This is a genomic window from Streptomyces phyllanthi, assembly GCF_009377205.1.
In the GTDB taxonomy this organism is placed as follows: domain Bacteria; phylum Actinomycetota; class Actinomycetes; order Streptomycetales; family Streptomycetaceae; genus Streptomyces; species Streptomyces phyllanthi.
Window position 1 is genome coordinate 1 of record NZ_VJZE01000270.1, and the last position, 12,430, is coordinate 12,430.

Here is a 12,430-nt window from a genome sequence, read left to right on the forward strand (position 1 = left end):
CCCACCGCCCCCGCTTCACCTCCATCGCGGCCCGCCCTTCGGCGCCCCGCCTCTTCCACTCCTTCCGGATCTCCGCCCGCAACCTCGCATCGGTCTTGGCCACGATCCTCTGGTTCTCGCGGAGCAACTTCCGGTAGCTGTCGAGGCGCCGCTCCGGCAGCGTGCCGGACTCGACGGCGGCGAGGACCGCGCACCCCGGCTCCGCGGCATGCCCGCAGTCGTGGAAGCGGCACTCGGCGGCCAGCTCCTCGATCTCGGAGAACACCTGGCCGACCCCGGTCCCCGCGTCCCAGAGGCCCACTCCGCGCAGCCCGGGCGTGTCGATGAGCACGCCACCGCCGGGCAGCGCGAGCAGGTTGCGCGTGGTCGTGGTGTGGCGGCCCTTGCCGTCCACGTCACGCGTGGCCTGGACATCCATGACGTCCTCGCCGAGCAGCACGTTGGCGAGCGTCGACTTGCCCGCGCCGGACTGGCCGAGCAGTACGGACGTCCCCCCGGAGACCACCGCCGCGAGGACGTCCAGGCCCTCCCCGAGCGTGGCGCTGACGGGCAGCACGGATACGCCCGGTGCGCTGGTCTCCACGTCCTGCACGAGATGCGCGAGCGTCACTGCGTCCGGGACGAGATCGGCCTTGGTCAGCACCACGACCGGCTGCGCACCGGACTCCCAGGAGAGTGCCGACTCGTGCAGCAGGGCCTCACCACTCGAACAGGACATGGCCAGCGCCAGGAACCGCTCGATGCGCCCGAGGTCCAGTTCGGCCGCGAGCGACACACAGATGACGACGTGATCGATGTTGGTGGCCAGGACTTGGCCCTCGGAACGCTTGGACGACGTGGACCGCACGAAGGCGGTGCGGCGCGGCAGCAGCGTCCGCACATACAGCGGGTCGCTGCCTTCGGGGTCGACGGCGACCCAGTCCCCCGTGCACACCACCTTCATCGGGTCACGGGGAACGACGAACTCGGTGTCGGCACGGACGGTACCGCCGGGAGTGACGACGTCGCACTGGCCGCGGTCGACACGTACGACACGACCAGGCAGGAGACCCTGCCCGGCGTACGGAGCGAACTCCGCTTCCCACCCCTCGTCCCAGCCGTAAGGGGCCAGAGGGTGCGACGAAGCGGAAGAAGCCGAAAGAGAAGAGAGATTCAAGGGGAACCCTTCACAGGGCGGCCCCGGCCGCGCGCACTCACAGGCGCGAAGAAGAAGGAAAGATCAGCCGGAGACCACGGAGGTGGAGTGGATGAACTTCTGGTTGCGGGCAGCGCCCATCACAGAGACAGCCATCGGTCACACCTCCCGTTTCTCACTCGGCAGACGGCAGCGGCCAACAGCCACTGCGTGAAGCGATCTCACCCTAGAGGCGGTCGCATTCCGGCGCCACCGTTTTTCCGGCAGGGTCACAAACCGTGCTGGTCCAGAAGCCGCATCAGGTTGCGCTTGCGCCTCTGGCCGGCGCGCAGAGCGGCGCGTCCCCGGGTGCGATGCGGCTGCTGGGCGAGCGCGAGCACCGGCGTCATGGCCGGCTCGGAGAAGCCTGTGGCCTTGGTCGTCATCCTGGAACCGGAGCCTTCTCGCGCGGTGTTCACCAGCTGATTCCGGCCGCCACCGGCAGGTGGTCGCTGCCGGTGGCCGGCAGTACCCACGAACTGTCCGGCTCCACGCCACGGACCAGGATCTGGTCGATCCGTGCCACCGGGAACTTCGCCGGCCAGCTGAAGCCGAAGCCGTCCCCGGCCGCGTCCTGGGCCGAGCGCGTCTGCGAGGTTAGGGCGGCGAACGCGCGGTCGTCCGTGGTGCCGTTCAGGTCGCCGAGCAGCACCACCCGCTCGTTCTGCTCGGCGGCGAGGGCCTTGCCGAGCGCCTGCGCGCCCCTGTCCCGATGGGCCGTCGAAAAGCCCGCCCCGGGATTCACCCGTACGGACCCCAGGTGGGCCACATACACCGCCAGCGGCCCCTGGGCCGTGGCCACCGTGGTGCGCAGCGCCCGGTTGTAGGCCATCTTGACGTCGACCGGCTTGGTGTCCGCCAGCGGCCCGACGTCCTGCTTGATGTCGACCGGCCGGGTGTCCGACAGCGGCAGCTTGCTCCACAGCCCGACCGTGCCCAGCACCGTGTGGTGCGGGTACGCCTTCGCCAGCTCCTTCTCGTACGTGCCCCGGGCCTGCGGGGTCAGCTCCTGAAGTGCCAGCACGTCCGCACCGGAGGCGACCAGGTCGCGGGCGGTGCCGACCGGGTCGGGGTTGTCGGCGCCGACGTTGTGGCCGGCCACGATGAGGCCGCTGCCCGGGTGGGACTTGTCGCTGAGCAGCCCGCCGAAGAGGTTCAGCCACACCATGGCCGGCAGCAGCAGCGCGGCCACCGCGGAGGCGGAGCGGCGCCACAGCGCCCCGGCCAGCAGCACCGGGATGAACAGGCCGAACCACGGCAGGAAGGTCTCCACCAGGCTGCCGATGCCCCCGATCCTGTTCGGGATCCTCGCGTGCAGCAGCATGAGCAGGCCCAGCAGCAGCGCCACCGTCGCGAGCACCAGGCCGCGCTTCCAGGGCTCCGGCCGGGAGGCTCCGCGGATCGCCCGGCGGATGCGGGCCCGCCGGGTGCCGGAGCCGGTACCCCGGAGGCCGACGTCGCCCTGTGCGGTCTCCGCCGTGTCCACCCGCGTCGTCGTCTGTCCTCGCTCACTGCCGGTCACTGCTGCGTCCTCGGGTCCTGGGTGGGGTCGGCATACATGCGCGGGCAACCTCGATCGATCGCGTCGGTGCGCAGCTCGTAGTGGTGGTTCGTTCCTGTAGAGCCGGCACAGCCCGTACTCGGCGCCGTGCTGGGACACCCACGCCGTCGCATCGGAGCGCCCGATGCCGACCGCGTCCCCCGACACCCGCTGTCGGGGACGGCACCGTCGGCCTCGCCGAGCGCGCCACGGTGCTCACTGTGGTGAGTCTGCGAGAGTGACGCGGTCGAGGGGGGCCAAGGCGTCGAGGAGGACGAGGACTTGGGTAACCGGTAGCCGAGGGCTGCGGTGATCGCCGTTGTGACGGCTGTCAGGCCGACGGCAAGGAGCCGGCGATTTCGGCGGGTCGTGGTTCGTGCTGGTGACGGGGTTCGAGTCATACCGCCAGTCAAGGCAGCACGGTGTTGCCGGCATGTATGCGGATTTCGATATGCCGACGATACGCGTCGGCTCATAGCCTTGATTACATGCGTGTGTTGATCGTCGAGGACGAACCCTATCTGGCAGAAGCCATCCGCGACGGCCTACGCCTGGAAGCGATCGCGGCCGACATCGCGGGTGACGGCGACACCGCTCTGGAGCTGCTGAGCGTCAACGCCTACGACATCGCCGTCCTCGACCGCGACATCCCCGGACCTTCCGGTGACGAGATCGCCAAACGCGTCGTCGCCTCCGGCAGCGGCATGCCGATCCTCATGCTCACCGCGGCGGACCGAATCGACGACAAGGCCTCCGGGTTCGAACTCGGCGCCGACGACTACCTCACGAAACCCTTCGAACTCCAGGAACTCACGCTCAGGCTCAGAGCACTCGACCGCAGACGTGCCCACCACAGGCCTCCCGTGCGGGAGATCGCGGGCCTGCGGCTGGACCCGTTCCGCAGAGAGGTCCACCGGGACGGCCGCTACGTCGCGCTGACCAGGAAGCAGTTCGCGGTGCTCGAAGTCCTCGTCGCCGCCGAAGGCGGTGTCGTCAGCGCCGAGGAACTCCTGGAACGCGCGTGGGACGAGAATGCCGACCCCTTCACCAACGCCGTACGCATCACCGTCTCGGCCCTGCGCAAGCGTCTCGGCGAACCCTGGATCATCGCCACCGTGCCGGGCGTCGGCTACCGCATCACCACACGACCGGAGGCCGGAGACGAGGGAGGAGACCGTGGATAGGGCGTCCGGGCTGAGCGTTCGCCTCAAGCTCACCCTCAGCTATGCCGGGTTCCTCATGCTCGCCGGTGTCCTGATGGTCGCGGCGGTGTGGGTTTTCCTGCTGAGGGACCTGCCCGAAGTGAAAGGCGGCATCGGCGGATTGCAGGTCCGCCGCCAGCTCGCGCTCAACTACGCGTCGGGGGCCGGCGTAGTCATGGCGTTCCTGCTGGTGTTCGGTCTCCTGGGAGGGTGGATCCTCGCCGGCCGCATGCTCTCCCCCCTGACCCGCATCACCCACGCCACCCGCCTGGCCACGGCCGGATCCCTCTCCCACCGAATCCGGCTACCGGGCCGCAAGGACGAGTTCCGCGAACTCGCCGACGCCTTCGACACGATGCTCGCAGGGCTCGAAGCACACGTCGCCGAGCAGCAGCGGTTCGCAGCCAACGCCTCTCACGAGTTGCGCACCCCGCTGGCGATCTCGAAGGCGCTTCTCGACGTGGCCCGCACCGATCCGAACCACGACACCGGCGAACTCATCAACCGCCTCCACGCCGTCAACACCCGGGCGATCGACCTTACTGAGGCACTGCTCCTGGTCAGCCGCGCTGAGCGGCGGTCCTTCACCCGAGAACGGGTCGACCTGTCCCTCATGGCGGAAGAAGCCACCGAAACGCTCCTCCCCCTCGCGGAAAAGCACGGCGTCACCGTCGAGACCCGCGGCGACATCACCCCCACGATCGGATCGCAAGCGCTCCTGATGCAGCTGGCCATGAACCTCGTGCACAACGCGATCGTCCACAACCTGCCTGAACAGGGCACCGTGTGGGTGAGTACCGGCGTCCGCCCCAGGACTGTGGTGCTCACTGTCGAAAACACCGGTGAGAAGCTCACCCCTCAGCGGACCTCGACACTCACCGAACCATTCCGGCGCGGCACCGAGCGCATCCACACCGACCACGCAGGCGTCGGCCTCGGCCTGGCAATCGTCAACACCATCGCCCACGCACACGACGGAACACTCACTCTCACCCCGCGTTCTGAAGGGGGGATCCGCGTCACTGTGGAACTACCCGCGACAGCCCCGCACACCGACAGATGAAGCGTGCTGGTTGTCGGCGGGGGCCTCAGCGACACGCAGGCGTGCCTCACCCCAGCGGGCCCTCAGGGAACGCCGTCGATCGGTTCTCCTCTCCCCGCCGCGCAACACCCCGCCGGTGCTCCGTGGCGTGCCGGTCCAGTTCGTACGCGACCCGGATGAGGGGCACGTGGGTGAACGCCTGGGGGAAGTTGCCGAGTTGGCGGCGGGCCACGGGGTCGTACTCCTCGGCGAGCAGGCCGACGTCGTTGCGGAGCGCGAGCAGCCGTTCGAACAGGGCGCGGGCCTCGTCCTCGCGGCCGGTCAGCAGCAGGGCGTCCGCGAGCCAGAACGAGCAGGCCAGAAAGGTGCCCTCGGGGCCGGCGAGGCCGTCCGGGGAGGTGCCGCCGCCCGCCGAGTAGCGCGACACCAGCCCCCCGGAGTCGAGTTCGTGCCGTACCGCCTCGACGGTGCCGACGACCCTGGGGTCGTCCGGGGGCAGGAAGCCGGTCTGCGGGATGAGCAGCAGCGCGGCGTCCAGGTGGTCCGACCCGTAGGACCGGGTGAAGGTGGAGCGGACCGGGTCGAAGCCCTTCTCGCACACCTCGCGGTGGATACGGTCGCGGACCCCGCGCCAGCGCTCGACCGGGCCGGGGCGCGCGTGGCCCTCCGCCAGGCGTACCGCGCGGTCGAAGGCGACCCAGCACATCACCTTGGAGTGGACGTGGTGGCGCGGGGCGCCGCGCGTCTCCCACAGGCCCTGGTCGGGGTCGGACCACACCCGCTCCAGGTGGTCGAGCAGGACCCGCTGGAGGGCGAGCAGATGGTGCCGGGGGCGCAGTCCGGAGCGGATGGTGAGGTGGAGGGTGTCCATCACCTCGCCGGGTACGTCGAGCTGTTGCTGTCCGGCGGCCGCGTTCCCGATCCGTACGGGCCGTGAGCCCTCGTACCCGGGCAGCCAGTCGGCCTCCCACTCGGTGAGCCGCCGTTCGCCCGCGATGCCGTACATGATCTGGATGTCCTGGGCCCGCCCGGCGACCGCCCGCTCCAGCCAGGCCCGCCAGGCGTCGGCCTCGGCGGTGAACCCGCTGCGCAGGAAGGCCTCCAGGGTGAGCCCGGCGTCGCGGAGCCAGCAGTAGCGGTAGTCCCAGTTGCGCGTGGAGCCGATGTCCTCGGGGAGGGAGGTGGTGGGGGCGGCGACGATACCGCCGGTGGGCTCGTAGGTGAGGGCCTTGAGCGTGATCAGGGAGCGCGCCACGGCGTCGCGGTACGGCCCGTCGTACGTCAGCGGGCGCAGCCATTCGGTCCAGTACGTCTCCGTGGCGCGCAGTGCCTCGAAGGCGTCCACGGGGGCCGGTGCGGGCAGGTGGGAGGGGTGCCAGGCGAGCACGAAGGGAATCCGTTCACCGGCGGTGACCCGGAAGCGGGCGGTGTGGGTGTGGCCGTGCGCGGTGAGCCGTACGGGGGTGCGCAGCCATACCGACTCCGGTCCGGCGATCGCGGTCAGGGCGCCGTCCAGGCGCCGCATCCAGGGCAGGACGCGCCCGTAGTCGAAGCGCAGCCGCAGGTCCACGCGCATGTCGACGCCACCCGAGAGGCCCTCGACGACCCGGATGACGCGGGGGGCGTCCCCGCGGGGCGGCATGAGGTCGGTGACGCGGACCCGGCCGGTCGGTGTGGCCCACTCCGTGTCGAGGACCAGGGTGTCGCCGCGGTAGCGACGGCGGGCGGACGGGCCGTCGTGACCGTCCTGGTTCGCGGGCGCGATCAGCCAGCGGCCGTTGTCCGGGCCGCCGAGCAGGGCGGCGAAGCACGCGGGTGAGTCGAAGCGGGGCAGGCACAGCCAGTCCAGGCTGCCGTCCCGGCCCACGAGACCGGCGGTGAGCAGATCTCCGACCAGGGCGTAGTCCTCGATGCGACCCGGCATGGGGACATTGTCGGCGGGCCCACCGGGACGGGCACGCCGGACGGGGCGTCCGGGTCGCCCGCGCACCGCCGCCAAGCACGCGCCCGGCGGCGCTCCCGCCCCCTGCCCTTGCCCTTGCCCTCAGCCGGCCGTCGTGCAGCCGTCCCCGTTCAGTGTGAAGTTCCGCGGGGTGGAGTTGTCGCCCTCCCAGGAGCCGAGGAAGCCCACGCCGAAGGTGCCGTCGGCGGCCACGGACCGGTTGTAGTCGGCGGCGGACGCCGTGACGCGGGAGCCGTCCTGGTCGTAGGAGCCGTCCCACATCTGGGTCACCTGCTGGCCGTCCTGGAAGGTCCAGCCGATGCGCCAGTCGTCGAGGGCCTGGGTGGAGGTGACCGTGACGGTGGCCTGGAAGCCGTCCGGCCATTCGTTGACGATCTCGTAGCGGACGCGGCAGGAGGAGGAGTCCTCGGACTTTCCGGGCTCGACCGGGCGGTGCGTCACGCGGGCGGGGGACGAACCCTCGCCCTGCGGCTCGGGATCGGAATCGTCGCCCGGTGTGCGGCTCGCGTCGGCGCGCGGCAGCTCCGAGGGGTCGCCCGACGTGTCGGTCGGCTGCGGTGCGACGGTCGGCAGCGAGATGTCGGGATCCGACACCGGCTGCCGCACCGGTTCGCCCTGTGCCAGCTCGCCGCCCTCGGAGCCGAAGGGCATGAGGGAGGCCGCCAGGGCCAGCACGGAGACGAGGCCGGCGCCCACCAGCATGCCGGTGCGGCCGACGCGCGGCTTGGGCTCCCTGCTCGGTGACAGGCCCCGGTCGGTGCCCGAGGCGTCGGCGCGGCCGGGGGCGAGCCCGGCCTCGGAGGCCCGGCGGCGCCGCTCCAGGTACGCGAGACCGCCCCAGCCGATGACACCGCCCGCCAGCGCGGAGGGCAGGCCGCCGCCGTGCAGTCGCAGGCAGGCGGCGGCCTCGGCACAGTCGACGCAGGTGGCGAGGTGCCGCGAGAGGTCCTCGGGGGTCTCCGCGCCGGGTGAGCGGGTCACCGCGTCGAGCAGCCGCGCGTAGCTGCGGCAGCCCGCGTCCATGGGCGTGTCGAGGTGGTTGCGGTGGCAGCGGTCCCGGAACAGCGCCCGTACCTCGGAGAGCTCCTCGGCCGCGGAGGCCGGGTCGAGGCCGAGCCGTCGCGCCACCATGGGCAGCGGCAGCGCCTCCACCTCGGCCAGCCACAGCAGCGCGGCGTCCGGCTCCTGCATGTCGCTCAGACCGCGCAGCGCGAGCGGGCGGTGCAGGGGCGGCCCGGTGTAGCGGGCGGCCTTGTCGGAGTTGAGCCACAGCCGCAGATCGGGGTCGAGCCGGTGGCCCTGCCCGTGGGCCTCCCAGGAGGCGGCCGTGGAGCGGACCGCGGTCAGCAGGAAGGGGGTCCGGGGCAGCCGCAGGACCCGTCGGCCCGCGCCCCGGCCGGCTCTGGCCTCGTCGGCGCGGGCCTCCTGTATGCCGTGCGTGAACGCCTCGGTCGCCAGCTGTGTGGCCGATGCCGACCCGGAGGTGCACAGGTCGGCGTACGAGAGGACCGCGTCCCAGCACTCGGAGAGCATCGCTGCTTCGGTGGCGTCCTGGGGCTTCGGCAGGTCGGGCATGTGTCTCCTGCATCCACAGAGCGGGGTGCGTCCACCCGAAACGGGGCGCATCCACAATGCAAAGGACAACTCGCCTTATGACTAAGGGAGTTGAAGGTGTCTCACGACGGAGCCCGAGCTTTTCACGGCTCCCACACAACTGACAAGCCGCATGTTCAAATGGGTTACCGGCCGGTCGCCACTTGTACCGCCGAGTGCCGCTGTTGAGTTGTACGTACGGCGGTCCCGATCCACTCAACCGCCTCACGGATCACGTGCCGACGGGCTCCTCGGCCGACAGGCTGTCCATGAACGAGCTCACCGAGAAGACCGCGCGGCCCGGTCCGGGCGGACCGTATCCGGGCGGGGACGACAGTCCGAAGTCGTCCATCGTGGCGCGGTACGCCTCCAGCAGCCGGATGTGGTACTCCAGCGGCGCACCCTGCGGGTTCGCCTTGCCGAGCGGGGTCGTGGGCTCGGGGCACCAGGTGGTGAACCGGGGCGTGATGCCGTGCGACATGAAGAACCGCAGGCCCTCGGTGGTGGACGCGATGGCCTCGTCGACGGTCGTGAAACCGAAGGGCTCGGCCATCTCGACGCCCGCCACGAAGTTCGGGATCACGTTCCTCGCGCCGAAGACCTCCGCGGAGTCCAGGATCCGCCGGTGCCACTCGTCACGGCCGACGTAGCGCTCCTTGCCGGGGCAGTACAGCTCGAACAGACGGCGGTCCCACACCTCGTAGTTGGGGTGGTAGATCTGCACGCCGTAGTCCTTGAACCGCTGGACGTCGTCCTTCGGCAGCGCCTGCGCCACGACCTTCCCGATCCACCGGCCCGGGAAGCGCTCCTCGATGGCCTTGGCGTAGTGCCCGTAGAAGTCGGCCTCGTCGCGTCCGGCGACCTTCGAGGTGACGGCACCACCGGTGAGCGTGTAGGCGGTGGACGCCTTCGCGGTGTCGTACCGGTCGATGATCTCCAGCGCCTCCAGGACCTCCTCGACGTCCTTCACACCGGTGTACGGGCGTCCGGCCGCCTTGTGCTGGCGCCAGTTGTGGTTGATGTCGCAGTACTGGCACTCCTCCTTGGCGCCGAAGTACTGGCAGACCCGGAAGACGGTGAGGTAGATCAGATACCCCCACTGGATGGTGGGGGCGACCTCCATCACGGACTTCCCGTTGGCGAGGGTGTGCCGGTAGTACTCGGGCATGGGCGGCACGCCGACGTCGGCGATCCGCGTCCCGTCGAGGTACAGCCCGAGCAGCCCCTCCTCGTCGGCCGCGACCCGGTAGGGCGAGGACGGGTTCACGCGCACGGACACGACGGTGCGCCGCAGGTCGTACGGTCCTCCGGTGAGGATGATCTCCTCGGGCGGGCGCCGGAGCGCGGCCTCGCCCAGCTCGGGCAGGGTGCCGTGGTCGAAGGAGAAGATGAAGTACGACTTCGGCTTCACCTCTCCCTTCTCGTTGTCGCTCAGCGCCGACGCGTCGAAGGCCACCCCGCCCCTGAGCAGATCCTCCTTGAAGACGGCCTCCCGCGGTACGTGCGGGAACCTCTCCATCAGGTCCTCGACCAGCGCGGTGCGGCTGCCCATCCCGTTTCTCCTCGCTCCCGGCTCACAGCGGCGGCTGTGCTCGACTCCTCACGGTATGCCCCCGCCCGGGCGCACAGGGTGCCGGGTCCCCTCAGGAGTGTCCTGAGCGACCGGCCACGGCTGGAGTCGCCTCGCACTCCAGGACGGACGAGGAGCGTCATGGAACTGTCGCCCTCACTGTGGAACCGCGTCGCCAACAGCGGCCTGGGAGTCGTCCCGGGGGTCGTGAGCGTTCTCTACTGGGCGCAGGCCGGTGACGGGCTCCGGCGCCTCGCGGCGGGTGTCGCCGTGGTCGGATGCGCGGTCCTCGCCGTCCGCGGCTGCCGGTTGGGGGCCTCGTGCGCCGGCGGGAAACTGACCGTCCGGGGCTACCTGCGCACCCGAGTGATCCCCCGGGCGTCCATCACGGAGATCACGGACTTCCCCGCGGTCAGGTGGACGACCGGCACGGGGTGCACCCGGTGGACGCCGATCACGGCGTTCGCCACGGCCGCGGGGGAAACAGCGGGATCCCGGGGATCGAAGGAGCGCTCCATCGCGAGCATCCGGCGGTGGGCACGGAGCCGGGGAGCCTAGTGCACACGGGAGACGGTGGACGCGGAGACCCCGGCCCGTCGATGGTCAAGCCGTGTGCTCCAGTGCCGTGAGCTCGATGCCGTGGCACAACGGCTGCCCGGAGCGCAGTCGTTCGGCCTCCTCCGTGACCGCCAGACCGAGGCGGGCCACCTCGTTGCCCTGGGAGCCGGCGAGGTGCGGGGTGATGAAGGCGTTGGGCAGGTCGAAGAGCGGGGAGTCGGCGGGCAGCGGCTCGGGGTCGGTGACGTCGAGGATCGCGCTGATCCGCTCGGTGCGTAGTTCGTCGATGAGCGCGTCGTGATCGAGGAGCGCTCCGCGCGCGGTGTTGATGAGGACCGCTCCGTCCGGCATCAGGGCGAGTTCGCGGCGGCCGATCAGATGACGGGTCTCGGGGGTCTGCGGGGCGTGGATCGTGACGATGTCGGAGGTGCGCAGCAGGTCGTCGAGCGGCAGGAGGGGAACTCCGAGCGCGGCGGCCCCGGCCTCGTCGACGTACGGATCGGTGAGGCTGGGCCGCAGGTCGAAGGGGCGCAGCAGCTCGATGACCCGGCGCCCGATACGGGAGGCGCCGATGATGCCGACGCGGCGGCCGTGGTTGCCGATGCCGGGGACGACCTCCCAGCCGGGATGGACCCGTTCGGCTCTCAGGCGCTCCCTGCTCACCAGGAGGTCCTTTCCCGCGAGCAGGATCATGGCGAGCGTGTACTCGGCGACGGGCAGCGCGTTGGCGCCGGCCGCCGAGGAGACCGTGATCCCTCGCTTCCACACGGCCGGTGTGGTGAAGCTCTTCACCGAGCCCGCCGAGTGCAGGATGGCGCGCAGCCTGGGTGCCGCGTCGAGTACCGCCTCGTCGACACGGGGGCAGCCCCAGCCGGTGACGAGGATCTCCGTCTCGGCGAGCACGTCCCGCAGGCGCGGATCGGTGAAACCGTCCTCGGCCACCAGAGTGGGATCGATGTCCACGGCCTCGCGCAGTCGGGTCAGCACGTCGGGCGGGAAGATCTGGGGGAGGTTCCGGGCGGTCATGGCGAAAAGGGCCAGGGGACGCTCGCTCAAGGAAGGGGCCTTCCGGCTCGGTGAGTCATGGACGGCAACCGGTCTCCACACGCTAGGTGCCCGCGCGCGAGGTGGTCAACGAACCGCATACGGGGGAAAGTTACGTAGACGGGTGCGTAATTCTGCTGATGACCGTGCACGTGACATCTGCGAGGGTCGATGTGTTCCAGCACAGCCATGACTTGCGAGATGGACGATTGACGGCACAACGAAGGACTCCGACCCGCACGGGGACGAGGCTGCCGGTGCGTGGTGAGGCACAGCCCGCGCGGGGTACGGGGCAGGCCCTGCCGACCCGCCGCACGTCGCCGGCCGGGTCCGGGAGTCCGTCGGAGCAACGCCGACCCGCTGCAGGAGCTCGTCGTCTCCCGCCCGGCCCGCTCTCAGGGCCCTGAGTCCTGAGACTTGTCGGTCCCTTCGCGTGTGCTGTGCCCGGAGCCCTCTGGGCTCGCTCCTCCCCGGCTCTCCCTCCGGCTCCCGGTCGGTCCGGCGTCGGCGGGTCGCCGTACGTCGCCGCACACGGTTCCGCCTCCGCCACTGCCGCCCGTACGACCACGGAAAAGGAGAAGACGATGCAGGAAAGCCCCGACGGAGCCCAGGCACAGCCCCAGCCGCAGGCACAGCCCCAGCCGCAGGCACAGCCCCAGGCACAGCCCGAGGCTCAGCCTCAGCCGTCCCCGGCACCCGCACCCGCGCCCGCCGCGACTCCGGCACCGGCGCCCGACCCGGCAC

General features: G+C 70.9%; 10 protein-coding genes. 3 read left to right on the forward strand and 7 right to left on the reverse strand.

What is annotated here, in order from left to right:
* From rsgA to FNH04_RS29620, 3 genes are all read right to left on the reverse strand, one after another.
* Window positions 1-1,156: ribosome small subunit-dependent GTPase A (rsgA, locus tag FNH04_RS29615; protein WP_152788852.1), on the reverse strand; the 1,156-nt coding region annotated here is incomplete at its 3' end.
* Between the two features lie 248 nt (window positions 1,157-1,404).
* Complete coding sequence (locus FNH04_RS46765) at window positions 1,405-1,560, reverse strand: hypothetical protein (protein ID WP_194236859.1); 156 nt, start codon at window positions 1,558-1,560, stop codon at window positions 1,405-1,407.
* Between the two features lie 29 nt (window positions 1,561-1,589).
* On the reverse strand, window positions 1,590-2,696 hold the full coding sequence (locus FNH04_RS29620; protein WP_322724193.1) for an endonuclease/exonuclease/phosphatase family protein: 1,107 nt from the start codon (window positions 2,694-2,696) through the stop codon (window positions 1,590-1,592).
* A gap of 506 nt (window positions 2,697-3,202) precedes the next feature.
* Between FNH04_RS29620 and FNH04_RS29630 the strand changes: the two genes are divergently transcribed.
* Window positions 3,203-3,898, forward strand: a complete 696-nt coding sequence (locus tag FNH04_RS29630) for a response regulator transcription factor (RefSeq protein ID WP_152788854.1) — start codon at window positions 3,203-3,205, stop codon at window positions 3,896-3,898.
* Window positions 3,891-4,979, forward strand: a complete 1,089-nt coding sequence (locus FNH04_RS29635; protein ID WP_322724194.1) for a sensor histidine kinase — start codon at window positions 3,891-3,893, stop codon at window positions 4,977-4,979. The genes FNH04_RS29630 and FNH04_RS29635 overlap by 8 nt, the downstream gene beginning before the upstream one ends.
* Window positions 4,980-5,025: 46 nt before the next feature.
* On the opposite strand, the gene FNH04_RS29640 is transcribed toward FNH04_RS29635, so the two are convergent.
* The 3 genes from FNH04_RS29640 to FNH04_RS29650 form a co-directional block, all read right to left on the reverse strand.
* Window positions 5,026-6,882, reverse strand: a complete 1,857-nt coding sequence (locus FNH04_RS29640) for a glycoside hydrolase family 15 protein (protein ID WP_152788855.1) — start codon at window positions 6,880-6,882, stop codon at window positions 5,026-5,028.
* A gap of 120 nt (window positions 6,883-7,002) precedes the next feature.
* A complete protein-coding gene (locus FNH04_RS29645) occupies window positions 7,003-8,496 on the reverse strand; it encodes a cellulose-binding domain-containing protein (RefSeq protein ID WP_152788856.1) in 1,494 nt (497 codons plus the stop codon).
* 250 nt (window positions 8,497-8,746) lie between these two features.
* Window positions 8,747-10,066, reverse strand: coding sequence for a radical SAM protein (locus tag FNH04_RS29650; protein WP_152788857.1), 1,320 nt, complete (start codon window positions 10,064-10,066; stop codon window positions 8,747-8,749).
* Between the two features lie 159 nt (window positions 10,067-10,225).
* Here FNH04_RS29650 and FNH04_RS29655 point away from each other — a divergent pair, with 159 nt between their 5' ends.
* The gene (locus FNH04_RS29655; RefSeq protein WP_152788858.1) at window positions 10,226-10,642 is read left to right on the forward strand and encodes a hypothetical protein; all 417 of its coding nucleotides are present in this window, start codon (window positions 10,226-10,228) and stop codon (window positions 10,640-10,642) included.
* Window positions 10,643-10,687: 45 nt separating this feature from the next.
* Here the strand turns inward: FNH04_RS29655 and FNH04_RS29660 are convergent, their stop codons facing one another.
* Window positions 10,688-11,698 carry a hydroxyacid dehydrogenase gene (locus FNH04_RS29660; protein ID WP_152788859.1) on the reverse strand — a complete coding sequence of 337 codons (1,011 nt, stop codon included), beginning with the start codon at window positions 11,696-11,698 and terminating at the stop codon, window positions 10,688-10,690.
* Between the last annotated feature and the right edge of the window lie 732 nt (window positions 11,699-12,430).

Coding starts and splice junctions, on each gene's coding strand:
- FNH04_RS46765 (WP_194236859.1), bottom strand. CDS start 1,560: ATGACGACCAAGGCCACAGGCTTCTCCGAGCCGGCCATGACGCCGGTG.
- FNH04_RS29630 (WP_152788854.1), top strand. CDS start 3,203: ATGCGTGTGTTGATCGTCGAGGACGAACCCTATCTGGCAGAAGCCATC.
- FNH04_RS29640 (WP_152788855.1), bottom strand. CDS start 6,882: ATGCCGGGTCGCATCGAGGACTACGCCCTGGTCGGAGATCTGCTCACC.
- FNH04_RS29645 (WP_152788856.1), bottom strand. CDS start 8,496: ATGCCCGACCTGCCGAAGCCCCAGGACGCCACCGAAGCAGCGATGCTC.
- FNH04_RS29650 (WP_152788857.1), bottom strand. CDS start 10,066: ATGGGCAGCCGCACCGCGCTGGTCGAGGACCTGATGGAGAGGTTCCCG.
- FNH04_RS29655 (WP_152788858.1), top strand. CDS start 10,226: ATGGAACTGTCGCCCTCACTGTGGAACCGCGTCGCCAACAGCGGCCTG.